The 20,970-nt window shown below is 69.0% G+C and carries 15 protein-coding genes and 8 pseudogenes; 15 read left to right on the forward strand and 8 right to left on the reverse strand.

Annotated elements, in window-relative coordinates:
* Positions 1–36: 36 nt before the first annotated feature.
* Entirely contained in the window at positions 37–1,047 is a 1,011-nt protein-coding gene (locus tag MQE23_RS41410) for an enoyl-CoA hydratase/isomerase family protein (RefSeq protein ID WP_020276913.1), read from the forward strand.
* Between the two features lie 32 nt (positions 1,048–1,079).
* Here MQE23_RS41410 and MQE23_RS41415 read toward each other — a convergent pair.
* Positions 1,080–1,469, reverse strand: a pseudogene (locus MQE23_RS41415) (zinc-binding dehydrogenase); the annotation flags it as partial.
* A 29-nt stretch (positions 1,470–1,498) separates the two neighbouring features.
* Between MQE23_RS41415 and MQE23_RS41420 the strand changes: the two are divergent.
* Both MQE23_RS41420 and MQE23_RS41425 read left to right on the forward strand, forming a co-directional pair.
* Positions 1,499–1,961, forward strand: a pseudogene (locus MQE23_RS41420) (PaaI family thioesterase).
* Between the two features lie 102 nt (positions 1,962–2,063).
* A complete protein-coding gene (locus tag MQE23_RS41425) occupies positions 2,064–2,654 on the forward strand; it encodes a TetR/AcrR family transcriptional regulator (RefSeq protein ID WP_243381921.1) in 591 nt (196 codons plus the stop codon).
* Between the two features lie 220 nt (positions 2,655–2,874).
* On the opposite strand, the pseudogene MQE23_RS41430 reads toward MQE23_RS41425, so the two are convergent.
* Positions 2,875–3,527: pseudogene (locus MQE23_RS41430) on the reverse strand (oxidoreductase).
* Positions 3,528–3,538: 11 nt separating this feature from the next.
* Between MQE23_RS41430 and MQE23_RS41435 the strand changes: the two are divergent.
* The 4 genes and pseudogenes from MQE23_RS41435 to MQE23_RS41450 form a co-directional block, all read left to right on the forward strand.
* Positions 3,539–3,895: pseudogene (locus MQE23_RS41435) on the forward strand (alpha/beta hydrolase); the annotation flags it as partial.
* A gap of 143 nt (positions 3,896–4,038) precedes the next feature.
* On the forward strand, positions 4,039–4,518 hold the full coding sequence (locus tag MQE23_RS41440; protein ID WP_037673503.1) for a helix-turn-helix domain-containing protein: 480 nt from the start codon (positions 4,039–4,041) through the stop codon (positions 4,516–4,518).
* Positions 4,519–4,636: 118 nt separating this feature from the next.
* The gene (locus tag MQE23_RS41445; RefSeq protein WP_020276906.1) at positions 4,637–5,374 is read left to right on the forward strand and encodes a flavodoxin family protein; all 738 of its coding nucleotides are present in this window, start codon (positions 4,637–4,639) and stop codon (positions 5,372–5,374) included.
* Between the two features lie 192 nt (positions 5,375–5,566).
* Positions 5,567–6,139 (forward strand): DM13 domain-containing protein, encoded by a 573-nt coding sequence (locus MQE23_RS41450; protein WP_037673500.1) that lies wholly within the window; start codon positions 5,567–5,569, stop codon positions 6,137–6,139.
* A gap of 57 nt (positions 6,140–6,196) precedes the next feature.
* Here MQE23_RS41450 and MQE23_RS41455 read toward each other — a convergent pair whose 3' ends face one another.
* Together MQE23_RS41455 and MQE23_RS41460 are read right to left on the reverse strand one after the other, a co-directional pair.
* The gene (locus MQE23_RS41455) at positions 6,197–7,399 is read right to left on the reverse strand and encodes a hypothetical protein (protein ID WP_020276904.1); all 1,203 of its coding nucleotides are present in this window, start codon (positions 7,397–7,399) and stop codon (positions 6,197–6,199) included.
* A gap of 223 nt (positions 7,400–7,622) precedes the next feature.
* On the reverse strand, positions 7,623–9,338 hold the full coding sequence (locus tag MQE23_RS41460; protein ID WP_243381923.1) for an MFS transporter: 1,716 nt from the start codon (positions 9,336–9,338) through the stop codon (positions 7,623–7,625).
* A 442-nt stretch (positions 9,339–9,780) separates the two neighbouring features.
* On the opposite strand from MQE23_RS41460, the pseudogene MQE23_RS41465 reads away from it, so the two are divergent.
* A pseudogene (locus tag MQE23_RS41465) lies at positions 9,781–10,471 on the forward strand (NAD(P)/FAD-dependent oxidoreductase); the annotation flags it as partial.
* 884 nt (positions 10,472–11,355) lie between these two features.
* Here MQE23_RS41465 and MQE23_RS41470 read toward each other — a convergent pair.
* Positions 11,356–12,288: pseudogene (locus MQE23_RS41470) on the reverse strand (TerC family protein); the annotation flags it as partial.
* A gap of 288 nt (positions 12,289–12,576) precedes the next feature.
* Here MQE23_RS41470 and MQE23_RS43710 point away from each other — a divergent pair.
* Positions 12,577–12,813 (forward strand): annotated as a pseudogene (locus MQE23_RS43710) (hypothetical protein); the annotation flags it as partial.
* Here MQE23_RS43710 and MQE23_RS41475 read toward each other — a convergent pair.
* Positions 12,764–12,919, reverse strand: coding sequence for a DUF6131 family protein (locus tag MQE23_RS41475; protein ID WP_020276898.1), 156 nt, complete (start codon positions 12,917–12,919; stop codon positions 12,764–12,766). The pseudogene MQE23_RS43710 and the gene MQE23_RS41475 sit on opposite strands and share 50 nt — an antisense overlap.
* A 108-nt stretch (positions 12,920–13,027) precedes the next feature.
* A pseudogene (locus MQE23_RS41480) lies at positions 13,028–13,289 on the reverse strand (DUF6233 domain-containing protein); the annotation flags it as partial.
* A gap of 581 nt (positions 13,290–13,870) precedes the next feature.
* On the opposite strand from MQE23_RS41480, the gene MQE23_RS41485 reads away from it, so the two are divergent.
* The 6 genes from MQE23_RS41485 to MQE23_RS41510 all read left to right on the forward strand — a co-directional run bounded on the left by MQE23_RS41485 (position 13,871) and on the right by MQE23_RS41510 (position 19,976).
* Positions 13,871–14,761, forward strand: a complete 891-nt coding sequence (locus tag MQE23_RS41485; protein WP_243381926.1) for an LLM class flavin-dependent oxidoreductase — start codon at positions 13,871–13,873, stop codon at positions 14,759–14,761.
* Between the two features lie 1,397 nt (positions 14,762–16,158).
* Entirely contained in the window at positions 16,159–16,563 is a 405-nt protein-coding gene (locus MQE23_RS41490; RefSeq protein WP_243381929.1) for a hypothetical protein, read from the forward strand.
* Positions 16,560–17,387, forward strand: a complete 828-nt coding sequence (locus tag MQE23_RS41495) for a hypothetical protein (protein WP_020276895.1) — start codon at positions 16,560–16,562, stop codon at positions 17,385–17,387. Before MQE23_RS41490 ends, MQE23_RS41495 begins: the two co-directional genes overlap by 4 nt.
* Before the next feature lie 38 nt (positions 17,388–17,425).
* Positions 17,426–17,947: a roadblock/LC7 domain-containing protein gene (locus tag MQE23_RS41500; RefSeq protein ID WP_243381931.1), complete on the forward strand. Its 522-nt coding sequence runs from the start codon at positions 17,426–17,428 to the stop codon at positions 17,945–17,947.
* Positions 17,948–18,010: 63 nt separating this feature from the next.
* Positions 18,011–18,385 carry a hypothetical protein gene (locus MQE23_RS41505; protein WP_020276893.1) on the forward strand — a complete coding sequence of 125 codons (375 nt, stop codon included), beginning with the start codon at positions 18,011–18,013 and terminating at the stop codon, positions 18,383–18,385.
* Positions 18,386–18,473: 88 nt separating this feature from the next.
* Positions 18,474–19,976, forward strand: a complete 1,503-nt coding sequence (locus MQE23_RS41510) for an FAD-dependent monooxygenase (protein WP_243381933.1) — start codon at positions 18,474–18,476, stop codon at positions 19,974–19,976.
* Here the strand turns inward: MQE23_RS41510 and MQE23_RS41515 are convergent.
* Positions 19,940–20,947, reverse strand: coding sequence for an alpha/beta hydrolase (locus MQE23_RS41515; protein ID WP_243381935.1), 1,008 nt, complete (start codon positions 20,945–20,947; stop codon positions 19,940–19,942). The two genes, MQE23_RS41510 and MQE23_RS41515, sit on opposite strands and share 37 nt — an antisense overlap.
* Between the last annotated feature and the right edge of the window lie 23 nt (positions 20,948–20,970).

Consider the following 20,970-nt stretch of genomic DNA (forward strand, 5'->3'; position numbering starts at 1 on the left):
GCCCACGGCATCCACAAGGACGAGAGATGACGACCGATGACTGATACCGCTGCCGTCGAGGTTCTCGCCGACGTCCACCGCGGCGTCGGCCGCATCCTTCTGAACCGGCCCAAGGCGCTCAACGCCCTGACGACAGACATGGTCGCCGCCATCGACCGAGTGCTCGCCGAGTGGGAGCACACACCGCTGTCCGCTGTGGTGCTCGCCAGTACCAGCACGAAGGCGTTCTGTGCCGGTGGAGACATCCGCACGATCCGCGAGCACAGCCTCGCCGGGGATGCCGAGGCCAGTGAGCGGTTCTTCGCCTCCGAGTACCGGCTCAACGCCCGGATCGCCGAATATCCCGTGCCGGTCGTGTCGCTCATCGACGGCGTGTGCATGGGCGGCGGTCTCGGTCTGTCCGTCCACGGCAGCTTCCGCGTCGTCACCGAGAGCGCGGTGCTGGCGATGCCCGAGACCGGGATCGGGTTCTTCCCGGACGTCGGTGCCAGCTACTTTCTGCCGAGGCTGCCCGGCGCGATCGGCATGTACCTGGGACTGACCGGGCACCGGCTCGACGCGGCCGACGCCCTGTACACGGGGCTGGCCACGCACTTCGTCCCCAGGGACGGGCTCGACGCGGTCGCCGATGCCCTGGCCGACAACGCCGGCGACCCGGTGGACGTCGTCCTCAACCGCCTGGCCGGCCGCTCCCCGGTGGCGGAGAGCGGGTTGGCCAAGGTGCGCGGGGACCTGGACCGGGCGTTCGGCGCGGCTACCGTCGGCGAGATCGAGAAACGCCTGCGCCACCTCGACACCCCCTGGGCGGCAGCCGCGCTGGTCGCCTTGGAGTCGGCCTCGCCGCAGAGCCTGGAGATCACGCACGCCCTGCTGGCCCGGGGCAGGCAGCGCACCTTGCGCGAGTGCCTCGGCGCCGAACTCGCCCTCACGCGCACGACCATCCGCACGCCGGACTTCCTGGAGGGCGTCCGTGCGGCCCTGGTCGACAAGGACCGCACTCCCGACTGGCAACGTGCGTCGCTCGGCGAGCGGACGCTGCCGTCCTGACGTGTCCGCAGTGATCACACTCCTGAACGGGATCAGTCGTTGTCGGGGACCATCGAGACCACGACCTTGCCGGCCTTGGTGCGGCCCTGCTCGACGTGGGCCATCGCCTCGAGCGTCTGGTCGAACGGGAAGGTTCTGTCGATGACCGGGCGGAGCTTCCCGCTGTCGTAGAGGGCGCCGAGTCTGCGCAGCTGGGAGCCGTTGGCCTGCATGAAGAGGAACTGGTAGCGCACGCCCAGCGCCTTCGCCTGTTTGCGGATCTTGCGACTGAGCGTATTCATGACCAGACCGAGGAAGGAAGGGGCGCCGAGCTGCTTGGCGAAGCCGGCGTCGGGCGGGCCGACGACGCTGATGGCCAGGCCGCCGGGCTTCAGCACGGTCAGCGACTTCTCGAGGTTCGCCCCGCCCAGGGAGTCCAGCAACGCGTACATATCACTGGGACGATCCCGCGATCTCGGCGGAGGCCGCCGGGCACATGGCCGGCATCGACTTCCTGCGCGAGGTGCAGGCAGGGCGGCTGCCGAGGGCGCCGATCAGTCACACCGTCGACTTCGCCCTGGACGAGGTGGAGCCCGGCAGGGCCGTCTTCTCTCTGAATACCGGGGGAGGAGCACTGCAACCCGATCGGCAGCGTCCACGGCGGCGTCTTCGCCACCCTGCTCGACTCGGCGGCGGGCTGCGCCGTCCAGTCCCTCCTCCCGCCGGGCGTGGCGTACACCCCGCTCGACCTGACGGTGAAGTTCCTGCGGCCGATCACCGTGGACACGGGCCCGGTGCGCGCCATCGGCACGGTCGTGAACAAGGGCCGCCGAACCGCCCTCGCCCAGGCTCGGTTGGTCGACGCGAAGGACCGTCTCCTCGCCCACGCCACCAGCAGCTGCATGCTCTTCCCGGTGCCCGCCCGTCAGGTGTGACCACGCAGCCGGCCGGCTCTTTGGATTACGTTCGCAATCCCATAGAATTGCGAAGCCGGTGAAGGGCAGACGGCCCTTCGGGGCGGCGAAGGAGCGTGTGCCGTGGTGCGGTACGGAAAAGAGCACAAGGCGGAGACGAGGCGGCGGATCATCGAGACGGCCGGCCGTCGGTTCAAGCAAGACGGTATCGACGGCTCCGGGGTCTCGACGCTCATGAAGGACGCGGGGCTGACCAATGGTGCCTTCTACGCTCACTTCGAATCCAAGGACGACCTCGTCGCCACGGTAATCGCCGACCAGGTGAAGGCGCAGGCCGAGAGCGTCGTCGCGCGGGCCGCGCCGGGCCGTGCCGGACTCGAGCAGATCGTGCGGGGGTACCTGTCGCCCCAGCACCGCGACAGCCTCGGCGACGGCTGCCCCAACGCCGCTCTGCTCGACGAGATCGGGCGTTGTACCGACGCGACCAGGCAGGCGTACACCGACGGAGTGCTGGTCCTCATCGAGGGCATTGCCGCCCGCATGGCGCCCGAGGCCCCGTCCTCCGCACGCGTGAAGGCGCTCAGCCTCCTCGGCCTGATGGCAGGGACACTCCAGCTTTCCCGCGCCCTGACCGACACGCAACTCGCCGACGAGCTCCTCGAGCAGGGGATCGACAACGCCCTCGCCCTGCTGGACGCCGGGCAGCGCGTCTGACGCACCACCACATGCCGTTCCGCCTCCGTCATGTCGGAGACGGAACACCGCACGCGCTCGGGCTCGTCCGCCGCGTTGCCGAACCTGTGGGCGAGGCAGCCACACGACAGGGACGGCGAGTCGGACTCCCCGCACCGAACCACCAAGAGGCCGGCCGTCATGCGCCGGCTCTCGCGCGAGAGAGTCCGATCGGGAACCCATGGAAAGCCGGACCGGGGCGTCAGGTGGGCATGCGGTTGTTCTTGCGGATCTGCTTGTCGAACGTTCCGGCGGGGACGAGGCGACGCGCCGTGGTGACGCGTGAGGCCAGCGGGCCGGCGGTGTAGCGCAGCTTCGGCTTCTTGTCGGTGGCCGCTGTGACGATCACTTTGGCGACGACGGCGGGGTCGTCGCCGTTCTTCATCGCTTCCGCCATCACCTCGTCGAAGACGCGCCGTCGCTCCGCGTACAGAGGCAGCGGGGTGTCGGGCTGCGCGGCGTTGGTGTCGAAGCTGGTCCTGGTGTGGGCGGGCTGGACGAGGAGGACCCGGACACCGTGCTCGTGGACCTCGTGGTCCAGCGACTCGGAGTAGCCCTCGACGGCGTGCTTCGACGCGACGTACAGGGCCATGAAGGGCTGGGGGGCGACCCCGAGGACGGACGAGATGTTGATGACGCGTCCGTACCCTGGGCGCGCATGTGCGGCAGGACGGCCTTCGTCATACGGATGACACCCAGGACGTTGACGTTCAGCACGCTCTGGGCCAGGGCGACGGAGTTCTCCTCGACGGCGCCCGCCGCACCGACGCCCGCGTTGTTGACCAGGACGTCGATGCGTCCGAACCGGTCGATCACCTCTCCGACCGCGGCGGTGGCCGAGTCGTCACCGGCTATGTCGAGATCGACGTACGTTCTTCACCCGCACCGCGGGCGGACGCCGAGCCGGAAAGCAGTTCCTGGCCCGTCTCAAGGAGCGCACCCACGACCGGGACAAGGCGATCTCCCTTACCTCGTACTTCGCCCAGCTCAAGGCCATCCACCGCTGGGGGCTGGCGCAGCCGCAGGACCTCTCCGTCATCCATCAGCCCGTACTCGTCGCCAACGGCGAGAGTGACAGGATGGTGCCGACGAAAAACTCCTTCGACCTGGCCCGGCGGCTGCCGAATGCCGACGTGGTCGTCTACCCCGACGCCGGCCACGGAGGAATCTTCCAGTACCACGAGCAGTTCGTGGCGGAAGCCCTCGACTTCCTTCAGCGGTAGCGGGCGTCAGGGGCGGACGGCATGCCTGTTGCGGCTCGGTCGTAACTCTCAGTGTATGATCGAGCTGAGTATCTAAAAGTAAACTAAACTCGGTTAGAATCGCTCGCATGGATGCGTGGACCGAAGTTCTCCAAGGCACCGGCATGGACCCCCGGCTCGACCGGGACACGTCCAACTGCTCGATCGCGCGGACCCTTGAGATCGTGGGCGAGAAGTGGACGATCCTGATTCTGCGTGAGGTGTGGTACGGCTCGTCCCGTTTCGGTGACTTCGAGCGTGTCCTGGGCTGCCCTCGTAACCTGCTGGCGACGCGGCTTCGGATGCTCGTGGAGGAAGGGATCCTGGCGACCGAGACGTACAAGGAGCCCGGTTCGCGGAGTCGGCCGAAGTATGTGATCACCCCTAAGGGCATGGATCTGGTGCCGGCCGTGATGGGGCTGCTGCAGTGGGGTGACCGCTACCGCGCCGACCCGGAGGGGCCGGCGGTACTGGCGCGACATCGCGGGTGCGGTGCACACGTCGACGTCCAGATTCGCTGCGAACGGGGCCATCCGGTGGAAGCCAAAGACATCGAGAGCGTTCCCGGCCCGGCCTTTCGTATGAGGTCCGCCCGAGTGAGCTGAGGACTCCTCCGTCAGCTTTGGCGTCGCAGGTGCGTCGTAACCGGACAGCGCGCGATTTCCGCGAGACGCTGCCTCTGGCACCCGCCTCGCCCCCGCCCGCTGTCCCCCGGAGTCCGCCATGGCAGCACCGCCGGTCCCGTCCACCGAGGACGGATACCGCTTCGACGACCTGCGCGCTCTCTTCATCAACTGCACGCTCAAGCCGTCGCCCCAGCTCAGCCACACCCAGGGGCTCATCGACAAGAGCCGGGCGATCATGGACGGGCAGGGGGTGAGCACGGAGCTCGTCCGCGCGGTCGACCAGGACATCGCGCCGGGCGTCTACCCGGACATGACCGAACACGGTTTCGCCACGGACGCCTGGCCCGCGCTGTACGAGCAGGTGATGGCAGCGGACATCCTGGTCCTGGCCGGGCCCATCTGGCTGGGCGACAACAGCTCCGTCACCAAGCAGGTGATCGAGCGTCTGTACAGCTGCTCCAGCCTGCTCAACCCCCAGGGACAGTACGCCTACTACGGACGGGTCGGAGGGTGTCTGATCACCGGCAATGAGGACGGCGTCAAGCACTGCGCCATGAACGTCCTCTACAGCCTTCAGCACCTCGGCTACACCGTCCCGCCACAGGCGGACGCAGGCTGGATCGGTGCCGCGGGCCCCGGACCCTCGTACCTGGACCCCGGCTCGGGCGGCCCGGAGAACGACTTCACCAATCGCAACACCGCCTTCATGACCTGGAACCTGATGCACCTGGCGGCCCTGCTCAAACGCGCCGGAGGGATTCCGGCCCACGGCAACCAGCGCACGGAATGGGACGCGGGCTGCCGGCCCGGGGCGGACAACCCGGAGCACCGCTGAGCCGGACCGGGAGCCCACTGCTCTCGGTCCCCTGATCCCCGTCCCCGTCCCCGTCTCCGTGACCGACGGTGCGACGGAGCGACGGTGCGACGGTGCGACGTAAGGATTCCGTCATCAGCTGCGGGGTGCTGCCCGGCCGCCGATCTCCGTTGAATGGGGAAAGCGACGGGAACTCTCAGGAGGCGATCGGGGATGGGGCGCGTGCGAAAGGCATTGACCGGGCCGTTGGTCATCGCGGTGTTGGTGGTGGCGGTCGTCGGGGGCGGCTTCGGGCTGTACTGGTTCCAGCCGTGGAAGCTGTGGCAGGACGAGACCGTCCGAGAGGGCCTGCCTGGGGTCGCGGAGACCTCCGCTCCTCCTGCCGCAGCGCCCTCCGACGAGCCTTCCGCGCCGTCCTCCCCGGCCACCGGTCCGCAGACGCTGGCCAGCGGTGAGCTGATCAGCCACGAGCACGCGACATCGGGCACGGTAAAGCTCGTACGGCTGGCCGACGGCTCCCACGTCGTCCGGCTGGAGAACCTCGACACCAGTAACGGGCCGGACCTGCGTGTCTGGCTGACCGACGCGCCGGTGAAGCAGGGGAAGGCCGGGTGGCATGTCTTCGACGACGGGAAGTACGTCAGCCTCGGCAAACTGAAGGGCAACAAGGGAAGCCAGAACTACACCCTGCCCCCCGACGTGGACCCGTCGACTTACGGGAGCGTGAGCATCTGGTGCGACCGTTTCGACGTGTCGTTCGGCGCCGCCGACCTCACCCGAGTCTGACAGCGGTCCGGTCATAGCCGGGCGCGACAGGTGAGACGGTCAGAGTTGACCCCGATGTCAGCGGCTGTCCCCTCCAGCGGGCGGGGCCGGGGCGGTCTCGCGTACGACCACGTAGACCGCGTGCACGGTGAGTATGCGCTCGATCTCGTCGATGATCGGGGCGAAGAACTGCTGTCGGTGGTCCGCGTCCGTCATCGAGGTGACCGCGAAATACATGCTGCCGAAGCCGGCGAGGAGCGTGGCGTTGCGCAACATCGCGACCGGGACCGCGGGCAACAGGACCGACGTCTCAGGTTTCTCACCGATCCACTGTTCCGCCGTCTCGGGCGTGACCACGAGCAGGCCGAGGGCGATGAAGAAGGTGAACAGGGCCAGGCCGACCACCGCCGCCTGTACGAGCTGCCGGCTGGCCAGCATCAGCAGCAGGTTGCGCTCCTGCCGTGCGGTCAGCGGCAACGCGGGCAGCTGACCGTCGGGCGCCAGGCGTTGGACCGGCACACCGTCCAAGGGTGTGCCCTGGCATGCCGCCGACAGTGTGGGCAAGCTCAGGTCCTGTTCGACGCGGCCGATCTCGTCGCGCAACCGGGCGGCGGCCGCGAGCACGGTGATCGCGCCGAACAGGACGACGACCAGCAGGACCCGCCACCACGCCAGGTGGTTCATGGCCTGCCACAACTCGCCGGTGAAGAAGAGGAACAGCGTGACGAAGAGCAACGCGGGCAGCGCGCGGCCCAGTAGGTGCACGCTGTTGCGCAAGTCGAAGACCGAGTGCCGGACCGCCCGGCGCAGCAGGGTGCCGAAGCCGTACGTCGTGCCCAGAAGCGTGGCTACGAAGACGGTGGCGAAGAAGATCACGAACCCCAGCAGCCCGACCACGCGGCCTCCCGGCGCAGTGACCGTTCCGTCGACGGCGAGCTGGAGGAGAGGCACCGCGACGGGCATCGCGGCGTAGGCGACGAGGACCGCGACAGCGGTGGTGCGCGAGAAGCGAGGGAGTCGGCGGACGCAGGCGGTCACGACGCGCCAAACGGCCAGCGTTGTCACGGCTACGCCGCCGAGGAGGAACCACGCCCCTGACCCGGCGGATCTGAGCGGGACGAGCCAGGCCAGGCCGGCCAGCGCCGCGAAGACAAGGGACGGCAGCATCCGCGGCAGTACGTGATCGACGAAGCCGTACCCCTCGATCATGATGGGCGTACCTCGCCGGACGAACCAGTGCTCGGTCCGGCGCACCACCGCTTCAGACACTGTGAACGGCATGGCCGGTCGCCCCCTGATCACCGCGTGACGGACCCTCTGAGCAGCAGGGCGACCGCACTCTACGTCAAGATGTGTGGCTGGTGAGAGGAGCATCGGCCCCGGCGAAGCCGGGTGACGCCAGACCGTGACCTGCTCCGGGCGGTGGGCAGAGAGCAACGAGCCCGGGGTGCCGCTACCCGGAGGGCAGCCCCGCGGGCGGCGGTCAGGGCTGTCGCCAGGGTGATCACTGATTCGAATCCGTGAACTCCGGCTCTTTATCCGAGGCGACCGAGGGCCTGATCCCTTCCACGGGCTTGGACTCACTCTCCGCCCCGGTCCCTGCGGTGCGGCCATTGCCCGGGAGCAAGAAGGCCACACAGACCGCCCCTACCCCAAGGATCGCCGCGCCCACCAGGCTGGTGTGAGCCACTGCGTCCGCGAAGGACGAGCTGACGGCGTCCGCCATCTGCTGGGCCCCGCCCGAGAGTTGCCCGGCCTGCTCCTTGAGCTGCGCGGCCTGCTGCGGGTCGGTCGCCCGCGCCGCCTGCTCGGCGAGCTGCTGTGCCTGGTCGCCGATGCCCTGGGCGACCCCGTACCCCGCGGCGACCGAGTCCTGCGCCTGGCTCAGCGCGTCGGCCGGGAGTTCGCTGCCCGCTGTCGCATCCGCCAGACCCGACGAGTACGAGGTCGACAGCAGCGAACCGAGTATGGCGATGCCGATCGCCCCGCCCAGTTCCTGCGAGGTGTCGTTGACCGCGCTGCCCACGCCCAGCTCTTCCTCAGGGAACGCACCCATGATCGCGTCGGTGCAGGGCGAGAGCGCCAGGCCGATGCCGAGTCCGAGTGCGAGGAGGGGTGCCACGAAGTCGCCGTACGACGACGACTTGTCGACCTGAGTGAGCAGCGCGAGTGCTGCCGTGCCGCCGACCATGCCCGCGACGATCGTCGCCTTCCGGCCGAAGCGCGGGGTGAGGTAGCCGGTCAGCGCGGAGCCGGCGAAGACCGCGCCGGCGAGCGGCAGCATGCGTATGCCTGTCTCCAACGCGTCGTATCGCAGGACGAACTGGAGGTGCTGGGTGAGGTAGTAGAAGGCGCCGAACACCGCGAGGAGGAACAGTACGACGGCGATGTTGGCACCTGTGAACGCGCGGTTCGAGAAGCGGCGCAGGTCGAGGAGGGGGTGCGGGTGGTGCAGTTCCCAGAGGGCGAACGCCACGAGCCCCACGAGCCCGATGACCGTGCCCGTGACCGCCTCGGCGTCCCAGCCGTGCGGGGCCTCGATGAGCGTGAAGACCAGCGCGGCGATCCACACCACCGACAGCAGTCCACCGACGTAGTCGATCCGCGGCGCGTGCGTGGCCTTGGACGGTGGTACCAGGACGAAGGCGCCGACGATGGCGAGGGCGATCACGGGAACGTTGATCAGGAAGGTGGACTGCCAGCTGGAGCTCTCCAACAGCATGCCGGCGATCAGCGGTCCGGCGGCGATGGCGAAACCGGCCGTGCCCGCCCACAAGGTGATCGCCTTGGTCCGCTCGGCGCGTGGGAAGGTCGCGGCGAGCAGGGAGAGCGTGGCGGGCATGATGAGCGCCGCGCCGACGCCCATGACGGCTCGGGCCGCGATGACCCCCGCCGCACTGCCGACGAGTGAACCTCCTATCGCTCCGCCGCCGAACAGGACGAGCCCGAGAACGAGCGCGCCGCGTCGGCTGTACTTGTCGCCGATCGCGGCGAACAGCAGCATCAGGGCGGCGTAAGGGATGGTGTAGCCGTCGATGACCCACTGCAGGTCGGTGCTGGTCAGGCCGAGGTCCTGGGTCATGGAGGGCGCCGCGACCGTGAGGGCGGTGTTGGCCATCACGATCATCAGCAGGCTCAGACAGAGCACGAGCAGAGCCCACCAGCGCCGGGCGTAGGGCCGGTCCATCCTCTCGACCGGTTCGTTCATGAACACACGCATGGGAGGGCGGTCCTTCCGTATAAGGGACCCGCGCAAATCCCCTGCGGACAGGGGCGGGTGCACGGAGCGACAAGGCATGCCGCGAGCTTCCGTTCACTAGACTTTATCACTCGACAAAGTCGAAAGATCGAGTCTCGTGCTGCGTGGCTGTTGTGAGATGGGGCGCTCAGCAGCGAGTCGCCGCTGGGTGAGGAAGTCCCGCCGGCTCACGCCGCGAGGTCGCCGGTGACCGACCCCGCCGCGTCCCCCGTCTCGCGCAACGGAACGGCATCCGGCTCGTCGGCAGGTTCGGACTCGGCGGATGCCATCCTTCTCCGCCGCCTCGACGGCGTCCTCGACTTGCGGCCGTGTCGTCTGCGTGAGGGGTCGCGGCGCACCGCGCCCCGCTGGAGCGAATGACCTGCGGGCGTCGCTTCCAACTGCGGTCCTTCGCCGATGCTTCAGCATGCGGCGCGGGTACTGGTTCATCCCCAAGCACCAGTTCGGCCGCCCGGCCGGTGGACCCCATCGCCAACAGCGGGCCGCACCTGCCGATGTGGCTGGCGCAGCGGGTCTTCGGCACCCTCCTGCGGATCATCAACGGCGACCCGACGCGGCTGGGGCTGCCGAAGCCGGACATGCTGTTCGAGACCCATCCGGCCATCAACTCGATGCTGATCCACCACCTCCAGCACGACGACCTCACCGCCAAGCCCGGATCGCCCGCACCGAGGGCAGGGCCGTGTACTTCACCGACGGCACGAGCGACCACTTCGATCTCGTCCTGCTGGCCACCGGCCATATCCACAAAGTGCCGGTCGCGCAGCGGTACTTCGACGACGACCAACACCCGGACCTGTACTTGTCTCGTTCTCGCGCGAGCACGAGGGCCTGTTAGGCATCGGCTTCATCGAGGCCAACTCCGGTGCGTGCCAGCGCTTCGACTCTCAGGCGCAGCTGATCGCCGGGTACATCCATGACGCGCGGCACCGGCTGCCGAAGGCGGAGCGGTTCGCCCGCTTGACTGCGCCGACCGCCCGGATCTGTCCGGCGGGCTGAAGTTCGTCGACTTGCCCCGCCACACCGGCTACGTCGGCAGCGGCGCCTTCGTGAAGTACCTGGGCAAGGTCGCGGGCGAGATGGGCTGGCGCAGCGCGGTGGAGTACCCGGCGTGCGCGCAGCACGAGGTTCTGATCAACGCCGCGTTCGAGGGCCGGGCGGTGACGATCCTGTACCCCTGCGACGAGGTGCGGCTGGCCCCGGAGGTGATCGCTGATGCGAAGGTCACCCACCCGACCGTCATCAACGGGGATGGACGTGAGTCGGTCAGCGACGCCTACGGCTGGCAGGCGGTCGTCGATCGGTACAACCAGGTGCTTGCGCCTGCACCGGACGCCGCGGCCTTCTCCTACGGTGGTGAGGACCTTCCGGCGGCCGAGCAGGGGCAGCTGGTGTGTGAGGTCCGCGATGCGGACCGACTGATCGATCCGCTGGCCGGCCGCCGCCCGCCGGAGCACGGCCGGCTGGGCGGACGGGGCCTGATGCTGGTCCACTATGCGTGGTCGTCCGGCGCGCTTCTGCTTTCGCACCGCAGCGAATTACGATTCCAGACGGCGCCGGGCCCACGCAGCCACGTGCGGTGACATCCCCAGCACCGTTACCGGGTCGGGGAGTGCTTGTGGTGGGGGTTCAGCCGGTAGTCGGGACAGTCGCGGTTTTGACATGCGCCCGGGCCCCACATGGGGACGAATACGCCGAGGGTCTTGTGGCGGTGGACTGCGGCTGGTACGGATTTCTTGCAGGTCGGGCACACGTACGCGTCGGGCTTAGGCTTCGTTTTGACCATTTTTTTACGATATGCCCGTACTGGCGTGTCGGGAAGTGCCCTGCTCCTGCGCCGCCCCGAGCGCTGGCCGGCTCCACCCTCCTGGCCCGGTGAACCGGCTGGAGGCTCAGGGGCATCCGTCACGGGCAGTGAGCTGGGCGTCGCGGGCTGCTCAGTGGCGTCCTGTTCGTCGGTGTGTTCCAGGACGCCTGCCGGGGCGGGCCTCTTGAGGCTGAGCACCACGGAACCTGTCAGGACGACGACGATGACCGCGAGGCTGATGGGTGAGGGGATTTCCGGGATGCTGGGGCTGATCAGCTTGTGGGATGCCTGGAGGATGAGCTTGACCCCGATGAAGGCGAGAATGATCGCCAGTCCCTTGTTCAGGTAGTGGAAGCGGTCCAGCAGGCCGGCGAGCATGAAGTAGAGGGCCCGCAGGCCGAGGATGGCGAAGGCGTTGCTGGTGTAGACGATGAAAGCGTCGTCGCTGACCGCGAGGACGGCGGGCACGCTGTCGACGGCGAAGATCAGGTCCGCGGCCTCGATCGCGGCGACCACCGCGAGCAGCGGGGTCGCCATCCGTATGCCGGCTTCCTTGACGAAGAATTTCGCTCCGGCGTACTCGTCGCGCACCGGGATGAGCTTGCGGAGCATCCGTACGGCGAAGCTCTTGCCCGGGTCGAAGCTCTCCTGCTCGTCCTTGAGGAGTTTGTAGGTGCTGTAGAAGAGGACCGCGGCGAAGGCGAACAGCACCGCGGTGAAGCGGCTGACCACGGCCACGCCGAGGGAGAGGAAGATCCCGCGGAAGACGAGCGCGCCGATGACGCCGAAGAACAGCACGCGGTGCTGGTAGGCGCGGGGCACCTTGAAGTAGGCGAAGATCACGGCGAAGACGAAGAGGTTGTCAACCGACAGGCTCTTCTCCAGCAGCCACGCCGTCGTGTACTCGGTGCCGGCAGTGGTGCCGAGGACGAGGAAGACGACCGCGCCGAAGATCAGGGCGAGGCTCACCCACAGACCGCTCCAGGCGGCGGCCTCCTTGAAGCCGATGACGTGCGCGGTGCGGTGGGACAGCAGGTCCACCGCCAGCGACACGACCACCGTCGCGGCGAACGCCCCCCACATCCAGAGCGGCACCTCAAGCACGCCGAACACCCTCACTGCGGCCCGCGCGAACACACCGGCCCTATACAGGAGTGTCCGGCATTGCGCCCTTGAGGGCATGCGGAGCGGGTGACGCCGACCGGAGGCATCCGACCGCCGTGACGACAGCGCCCCGCAAGGACGGACCGGCCTGGGGGGAGTGACACGCTCCTAGTCACCGGTGCCCTGCCGGTGCTGCACACCTGAGGTCCCTCCGGTGCCCGACCCGGCTCCTCCTCGGTCCCCTCCGGGCGAACCACGGCGGCCGCCTCTACGGCCGCCGCGGCCTGCGCGGTGCCCGCAGTCATCGTGGCCATCGAACGCGTGCAATCCGACGCCCACTGTCCCAGTGATGTCGCCACCGGCGCGGCGATCGGCCTGGCCAGTGCCTGGCTTACCCGGCACGCCCCGCACCTGATCCTGCGCCGCTGGACTAGCTACGCGGGGATGTCGGTTCGGTGCCGGGTATGGAGGCAGGTCACCAGTAGTGTCGGCGGCCGGCGACTGCGTGTCCCATGGATCCCATGATCCACAGGATGGCGCCGATGACCGCGAGGATGATCCCGATCGTCCACAGGATCGATATGCCGGTAATGAAGCCGACAACCAGCAGAATGATGCCGAGCAGGAGCATGACCGCCTCCGTTCCGCAGTAGTGCTGGTTTCACTGTGGACCTCGCCACGGCACTAGGGAAGCCCTGGCTTCTCCTTAGCTCGCTGCGTGGTGTGACACGGCCGGCTCCTACGCATCCAGTGTGGTTGCGGTTGGTATCGAGCCGGGGGGGGCGGCCTGCGACGGCTGGAGCACGGCGGCCAGTTCCTGGGCGCATCCGCAGATGTGCACAGCCGCGTTCGCCGGGCTCTGCTCGACGTCGAGGGCGTGTTGCAGATCGAGCAGCGGCGCGCCCTGCGGGGCCTCTTCGCAGTCCGGGGCGTGCAGCACCCCGCCGGGACGGGCCGCGACTGTCGCCCGGCTTCTGCAGCACCCATCCCGACGGCCGGCGGGCACGGCCCTGGCTGCCTGTTCTCGCCTGTACGGCCCGTGAAGTGTGAGCGCGGACGCGGTGGCCACTCGCAGGACAAGGGTTGGGTCTACAGCCCTCGGGAGCTCTTCGCCGTTCTTCGGACGGCGAAGAGCAGTCCTCCTGTGTGATCTTCACGCAGCAGTGAGGGCGTGCATCTTCACGGTGGAAGCATCCGCATCACGAGCTTCAACGGCAACCCGCTCTTTCGTCGCGCAACCTTGGCTGCTGGTAGTCCGGCACGTGGGGGACTACCGCTGGGTGAGTGGTTTTGAACCTCGGAACCGCAGCTCAGTGCCATCGCGCCAACGATGACAGCAGGGGCAGTGTTCGCGTATTGGTGCAGTGACCGATACGCGAACATGAAGTACTGCCATCCTCGAAGAGTGGGGATGATCCGCTCACACTGGCAGATCGAGGCCCTGCACCATGCGAGTGCTCAGGCCGGCCGAGCCGTACGGACAGGACGGTGCACGCAGTCGGGGCCCGAGGACTTGCATGCCTTGCGCATTGGAACCGCGCCGGGTGACAGCAGGCTGTGTGGAGAGGACGAGGAGGCACACATGCGCGTGGGGATGACGGTATTGCCGGAGTATTCCGGAGAAACCGCCCGGAAGATCTGGGCCAGCGTCGAAGAGTACGGGTTCGACCACGGCTGGACTTTCGACCATCTCGGCTGGGACGGGCTGCTCGACGGCCCGTGGTACGGCACGGTGCCGACGCTGACCCTCGCCGCACTGGTCACGTCACGGCTGGAGATCGGCACGCTTGTGGCCAGCCCGAACTTCCGCCACCCGGTGGCCTTCTCCCGCGACCTGATCGGCCTCGACGAGATCAGCGAAGGGCGTCTCACTCTCGGCGTCGGCGCCGGCGCGGAGGGCGGGTACGATGTCGACGTTTTCGGGGCGGGAGCGCCGAAGAGCCGGGTTCGCAGGTTCGGCGAGTTCGTAGAGCTGCTGGATCGGCTCCTCCGCGAGGACCATGTCTCCTTCCAGGGTGACTACTACTCCGCCGTCGACGCTCGTTCGGTGCCCGGGTGCCGGCAGCGGCCGCGGCTGCCGTTCATAGTGGCGGCCAACGGTCCCGGGGCAGCGTCTGTCGCGGCGCGGTATGGGCAGGGGTGGGTGACGATCGGAGGGACGGCGGAGCGGCTCGACGCGTGGTGGGGTCTTGTCTCGGAGGCGAGCGACCGGATGACGGCTGCCCTTGCGACGCACGGACGCGAGGCCGATCCGGAGTTCCGGCGGGTGCTGCAGACCGATGCCGCACCGGTGCTCAGTATCCAGTCGGCCGACTGCTTCGACGATTTTCTGGGCCGGGCCGACGAGCTGGGGTTCACCGATGTCGTCGCCCCGTGGCCGCGTGCGCAAGGTCCCTTCTCCGCGCCGCGGTCGGTGGTCGACCGGATCGCCGCGGACGTTCTTCCCCGGTGGCGGACTTCGCAAAACGACTGACGGTGTCACCTGAGACGGTGCGCACGTGCCATCCTCGAAGAGTGGGGACGATCCGCTCACACCGGCAGATCGAGTCCCTGCACCATGTGAGGGACGCCATCTGCTCCAAGGAGATGACCACAGGCGAACAACGCAGGCTGACGGAGACAGTGGCCTCCGCTGGGTTGGGGTGCGGCGGTGTACCGCACCACCTGGAACGGAGTCTGCTGGACGCCGTGGAACTGAGCACAAGGGCCGTTGAGTAGTTCATCTTGTCCGTCTCCCGTCCTAGCGCCGGGGGACGATCACAACAGCGACGAGAACCTGAACAGGGTGCGGATGTCCGCAGAGCGGGACGCTCCAGGCGCCTGCCCAGCGAACTCCCCCTCCACACTCGCTCGGCGCTCAACATCCGGGCATAACCGGAAGACTGGGTGGTGACGACAGGGCAGGCTTTCTCGCTCATTCCCTTCGGCATGCGGCAGTAGTGGCGGTGGGCCATCCGCGATGCGTGGGATCGCGCTGTGTTGTTTCGCCTTCGACCTCATAGCGGTAGGGACCTGGCGCCGCCGGTCCGAAGTGACTCATTGCGGGTGGAACTGCCGTGCGGGCGCCCTTGGCCTGGTCCCGATGACGCATCACATGGAGTGCGTTGCCTTCTTGAACCGGCGGTTCTTGTTATGCGCGAGGCGTTCAGTCGCTCACGGCAGACAAGGGATAAACCCAATGGACTGGCTCCTGCATCGGAAGCGTGCCAACCCCACGCCCGTCGCAATGCGGCGGCAGTGGATCCTAGGGGTCGTGGTCAAACTCGGCTGCAATGAGCGGAAGCACGAGACCGGCTCAAGCGACCGGCGGCTTGATGGCGGGTTGTTCACGCAACGGGGATCGTCGGGAGCTATCCGCTGTTTTTCGTTCAAAACTGGTCCGTTTCTTGAAGGTGGTCGGAGTTCGAGGGCGGTCCGCATGAGGGCGTCCGCCGAGTGCCAGCATGCTGGTGAGGTCAAATGATCATGGGAGTCGCCGGTTTGGCCAGCCGCGTGTCCGGCTGGGCGAGTGAGGTCGTCATCCCGACCTGATGACGCGACCTGATGACGCGTCAGTAAAGTCAGCAAGTGGTCAGCATGAGTCCGGATGAACTCTGCGAAGACTTGCCGAACATGTGACTGGTCGCAGGGGGGTGAATGTGGGCCCTGCGGCGTCCTCGCGCACGTAACCGCAGGCCAGACCAAACCTGGCCTGCGCCCAGCCCCGAGACTACGACGCTTCCTGTTCGCTTCCGTCCGACCATGCTCACCTCTCGCTCACTTCCGGCACATTCATTTGGAAAATGCCAAAGCCTTCACCTGGGCCAAGTACTTTCCGTAGTGTCGTGCTCACGTTCGCGGGAACGGCCGTGCAGGGGAGGGGGATCCGGCGTGCCCGGAATCGACGAGAGTCTGCTGGAGGCCATGCGGCTGCCCGGTGCGCGAGGGGCGGCGGTGGTCGACTGGATCAGCGGTCTCGCCCTGGGCGCGGTGGGTGACGCGCCGGGCGGCGACCTGGAGGCGGCGGCCGCGGAGACCGCCGAACTCGCCCGTCTCGCCACGGAGAGCGGCGTGCTTGCCCCGGCCGGCGGCGACGCGGGCGGAGCGTCCGGCAAGGAACCACCCGTACAGGACCTGATCATCACGAACAGCGACTCGTACCACCTGCTCAGGTTCGTCACCACGACCTTCGACAGCACCGTGTTCCTGCACTTATGGCTCGACCGCGGTGAGGGCAACCTCGCCCTGGCCCGCATCCGGCTGGCCGAGATGGCGGACAGACTGGTGCTCGGATGATCACGCCGACCCGGACCGCACGCACGGACGAACCGGCCTCGGCCCTGCTCGGCACACTTGCCGCCCAGGGCGCGAGCGGCGCCCTGTCCACCGAGGCGGGGATCGTCTACCTGGCCGCGGGACACGTCGTGCATGTCGAATCCGCCCTCACCCCCGACATCGGCGATCTGCTCACGCACAGCGGCGCGCTCGCCCCGGACGGCTGGTGGGAGGCGATCGACCAGGCCGGCCGCCGTTGCCGTGTCGGCCGTCAGCTGGTGGACAGCGGCCACCTCGCCGTCGGCGCGCTCGAACTGTGCCACCTGGGCGCCCTCTTCGACGCTGCGTACTTCGTCCTCGCCCACGACGGACCGGCCCTCCGCTTCCGCCCCGGAGCCGCGCACTGGCTCGGCGCGGTCCGTGCCGTGCCGGTGGACACCGTCCTGCGCGAGTCGAGACGCCGCCGCGAACTGCTGCACCGCATATGGCCCGAACCCGCCATCGACCTCGCTCCGCTCGCCCGCGTGCCCGACGCCGACCCGGCGGACCTGCCGCACCGCCGCAGCCGCACCCTCGCCCAGGTCGACGGCGTCCGCACCGCCGCCCAGATCGCCACCGTCCTCGCCTGCCGCACCTTCCACACCCTCGTCGAACTCCGCCGCCTGGCCGCCGCCGGGCTGGTCGTTCCCAAAGTCCCCGCCCCTGCTCCAGGTTCTGCCCCCGCTCCTGCCCCCGCCCCCGCACACGTGTCCGCCGAGCCGGGCCCCGCCCCTCGTCCCACGGCACCGGACGAGCCCGACACCGCACTGCTGCGACGGCTCCTGCACGCCTTGGAGGCACTGTGATCCGCGCGCGACGACAGCGTGCCGAAAGGAGACTGCTCATGGCCGTCGAGACCGACGTCCTCGACGAACTGCGTCGGCTCCGCACCCGCATACCCCGCCTGACCGGTTCGCTCGCGGCCACCGTCGACGGACTGGTCCTCGCCCACGACGTCCCGGACACCGAACCGGAGGGACTCGCGGCGCTCACCGCCGCCGCCCTCGGCGTCGCCCACCGCATGACCGACGCCGCGGCCCGCGGCGACTTCCGTGAACTGCTGGTGCGCGGCTCCACAGGCTATGTCGCCACCTACGCGGCCGGGGCGACCGCCGTCCTCACCCTCCTCGCCGAGGACCGCGTCAACGTCGGCCGCCTCCACCTCGAGGGCCGGCGCGGCGGCGCCCGGATCGCCGACCTGGTGGCCACGCACGTCGGCCCGGGCACCGGCCGCCACGCCGACCGGCCCGCGCCCGCCGAACACCTCGCGGCGGCGCCCCCGGCCACGGCCCGACCCATCGGCACCCTCCCGGTACGCACGCCGCAGCGGCCCACCCACCAGCCGCGCCCGCAGACCGGCATCTGAGCCACCCGACCCACCAGAACCACCCGACCCACTGAAGAACACCGAACGAAAGGAACCGCCCGCATGGCCAACACGGAGACCGCGCTGAAGGAATGCCTGAGCTCCATCGACGGAGCGACGGCCGTGGCACTCGTCGACTACACCAGCGGCATGGCGCTCGGCACCCTCGGCGGCACCAAGGACTTCAACCTGGAAGTCGCCGCCGCAGGCAACACCGATGTCGTACGGGCCAAGCTGCGCACCATGGAACTCCTGGGCCTGAAGGAGGAGATCGAGGACATCCTGATCACCCTGAACTCCCAGTACCACCTCATCCGCCTGCTCAAGGGACGCGGCGGCAGCGGACTGTTCCTGTACCTCGTGCTCGACGCGAGCCGCGCGAACCTGGCGATGGCCCGCCACCAGCTCCGCCGGATCGAAACCGACCTGGAGGTCTGAGCCGGCACCACCGGACGGGAGCCCTCCGCCACGGACACGTCGCGGAGGGCCCCGGCATGCCGGGAGACGGGCGCCTACGGTTGGTCCCATGACGGCACCCCTGGACGTGCTCGTGGTGGGCGCGGGCCCGACCGGACTCGCACTCGCGACCCAGCTCCGCGCGTACGACACCCTGTTCCGGATCGTCGACCGCTCACTGGACCGAGCGCGGGAGTCACGCGCCCCGGCCATCCAGCCCCGCACCCTGGAGATGCTGGCAGCATTCGGAGTGACGGACGAACTGGTCGACCGGGGGAACGCAGCGGTCCGGCTGCGCCTGCACTTTCCCGGACGGGTGCTGCACGTGCCGGTGTTCGACGTCGGCTGCGACGACACGCCGTACCCCTTCCTGCTCTTCCTCCCGCAGTCGGAGACGGAGGCGGTCCTGACGGCCGGTCTCGCCGCACGGGACGTCACCGTCGAGCGGGGCACGGAGCTGGTGAGCGCCGATCCGGAGGGCGGGTACGTCACCTGCCGCCTGCGCCACGGGGAGGGCGGCGAGGAGACGGTGCGGGCCCGCTACGTCGTCGGCTGCGACGGCGCCCACAGCACCGTGCGCGACGAAGCGGGCATCGCCTTCGAGGGCCGCGCCTATCCCCAGACGTTCCTGTTGGCCGACCTGGAGGTCGACGGACTGGAGACGGGTGCCGCGCACACCTTCATGACCGCCTCCGGTCTGCTGTTCTTCTTCCCGCTCGGCACCCCGGCCACCTGGCGGTTGATCGCCATGCATCCGCAGCGAGCCCGGTCCGACGAGGTGACGCTGGACCTGCTCCAGCAGATCGCCGACGACTGGACCACCGACCGGCTGACTCTCCGGGACCCGGTCTGGATGACTTCCTTCCGTATCCACAACCGCGGCGCCACCCACTACCGGAAGGGCCCGTTCTTCCTCGCCGGGGACGCCGCGCACATCCACAGCCCGGCCGGGGGGCAGGGCATGAACACCGGCATCAAGGACGCCCTCAACCTGGGCTGGAAACTCGCCCACGTCTGCCGCGGGGCAGCGCCGGAGGAGTTGCTGGAGACCTACGAGGCGGAGCGGGCCCCGGTCGGCCGCCGCGTACGGCGCCTCACCGACCGCGCGTTCACCGTCGGCACGAGCAGCCACCCGGCCCTACGGCTGGCCAGGACACGCCTTGCCCCCCGCTTCGCTCCGCTGTTCCTGCGCGCGACCGGCCCCCGCGCACGCCTCTTCCGCACGGTGTCCGAACTCGGCATCCACTACCGCCGCGGCCCCGTCTCCACCACGGGACCGACCCGGCCCGGGCGCGGCCCGCAGGCGGGAGACCGGCTCCCCGACGTCCCACGCGGCCTCCAGCAGCGGACCGCCGGCCCGGGCTACGACCTCCTGCTCACCGGCTCCTGGCCCGAGATTCCGCCGCTGCACCACCTGGTCGGCGTCCGCCGCCTCGGCACGGAAAGTCCCTGGCCCGGCCCCACCCACGCCCTCGTACGGCCCGACGGATACGTGGGTTACGTCGCCCGAGGGACCGACCTCACGGGCCTGCGCACCTACCTCGACCGCTGGCTGCCCAGCCCCGAAACCTGAGCGGGGAGACCCTTCAGCCACTCGATCAGCAGCCGGTTGGTCTCCGCGGGACGCTCCTGCTGGAGGAAGTGTCCGCAGCCGTCGAGGATATGAGAGGCCGTCAGTGCGGGCAGCGTGGTCGGGTACGCCTCGATCGCGTCGGCCAGCCAGGTCGTGGACGCGTCCAGGCCGCCGCCGATGAACAGCGACGGCTGGGTGACGGGGGCTCCTGCGAAGTCCGCCAGGTCCTGCCAGTCCCGGTCCATGTTGCGGTAGCGGTTCAGGGCGCCGGTCATGCCCGTGCGTTCGAACTCCCCGGCGTAGACGTCGAGATCGGCGTCGCTCAGCCAGTGCGGCAGGCGGCCTACGGGGAAGCGGTCGCGCAACCGGCCTCCGCGTGCCACGAAATGCGGGTCGGCTTCGGGCATCGTGTCAGCCGACAGGGCCGCGTAGAAGCCGGCGAGCCAGCCGCGCACGTCGGGCTCGATCTCCGCCTCGGCCCGGCCGGGTTCCTGGAAGTAGGAGACGTAGAACTCCTCCTCGCCGCCCATCCGCGCGAAGACCTCGCTGGGTTTGGGCCCGCCGGGCGGGGTGTAGGGCACGCTCAGCAGCGCGACCGCGCGGAACACGTCGGGCCGGACCAGCGCGGACGTCGCGGCGATGGTCGCACCCCAGTCATGCCCGACCAGGACCGCGGACCGCTCGCCCAGCGCCTCCACGACGGCCACGTTGTCCGCCACCAGTTCGAGCATCCGGTACGCGTCCACCTCTGCGGGCCGGGACGAGCGCCCGTAGCCGCGCACGTCGACGGCCACCGCGCGGTAGCCCGCGGCGGCCAGGGCCGGCAGCTGGTGGCGCCACGCGTACCAGGACTCGGGGAATCCGTGCAGAAGCAGGACCAGCGGCCCGTCACCCTGCTCGACGAGATGAAGGCGGCCGGCCGGTGAAGGCACCAGGCGATGGGTGTGGTCGACGGCGGACGTCTGCGGCATGGATCCTCCCGCGTTCCGGAAAG

Source organism: Streptomyces sp. HP-A2021 (genome assembly GCF_022807935.1).
GTDB lineage: Bacteria > Actinomycetota > Actinomycetes > Streptomycetales > Streptomycetaceae > Streptomyces > Streptomyces afghaniensis.

Excerpts from the sequence above, each read along its gene's own strand:
- MQE23_RS41460 (WP_243381923.1), bottom strand. The coding sequence starts at position 9,338 with ATGCGTGTGTTCATGAACGAACCGGTCGAGAGGATGGACCGGCCCTAC.
- MQE23_RS41485 (WP_243381926.1), top strand. The coding sequence starts at position 13,871 with ATGCGCGTGGGGATGACGGTATTGCCGGAGTATTCCGGAGAAACCGCC.
- MQE23_RS41455 (WP_020276904.1), bottom strand. The coding sequence starts at position 7,399 with ATGCCGTTCACAGTGTCTGAAGCGGTGGTGCGCCGGACCGAGCACTGG.
- MQE23_RS41505 (WP_020276893.1), top strand. The coding sequence starts at position 18,011 with ATGGCCAACACGGAGACCGCGCTGAAGGAATGCCTGAGCTCCATCGAC.
- MQE23_RS41440 (WP_037673503.1), top strand. The coding sequence starts at position 4,039 with ATGGACCCCCGGCTCGACCGGGACACGTCCAACTGCTCGATCGCGCGG.
- MQE23_RS41410 (WP_020276913.1), top strand. The coding sequence starts at position 37 with ATGACTGATACCGCTGCCGTCGAGGTTCTCGCCGACGTCCACCGCGGC.
- MQE23_RS41495 (WP_020276895.1), top strand. The coding sequence starts at position 16,560 with ATGATCACGCCGACCCGGACCGCACGCACGGACGAACCGGCCTCGGCC.
- MQE23_RS41500 (WP_243381931.1), top strand. The coding sequence starts at position 17,426 with ATGGCCGTCGAGACCGACGTCCTCGACGAACTGCGTCGGCTCCGCACC.
- MQE23_RS41450 (WP_037673500.1), top strand. The coding sequence starts at position 5,567 with ATGGGGCGCGTGCGAAAGGCATTGACCGGGCCGTTGGTCATCGCGGTG.
- MQE23_RS41445 (WP_020276906.1), top strand. The coding sequence starts at position 4,637 with ATGGCAGCACCGCCGGTCCCGTCCACCGAGGACGGATACCGCTTCGAC.
- MQE23_RS41515 (WP_243381935.1), bottom strand. The coding sequence starts at position 20,947 with ATGCCGCAGACGTCCGCCGTCGACCACACCCATCGCCTGGTGCCTTCA.
- MQE23_RS41510 (WP_243381933.1), top strand. The coding sequence starts at position 18,474 with ATGACGGCACCCCTGGACGTGCTCGTGGTGGGCGCGGGCCCGACCGGA.
- MQE23_RS41475 (WP_020276898.1), bottom strand. The coding sequence starts at position 12,919 with ATGCTCCTGCTCGGCATCATTCTGCTGGTTGTCGGCTTCATTACCGGC.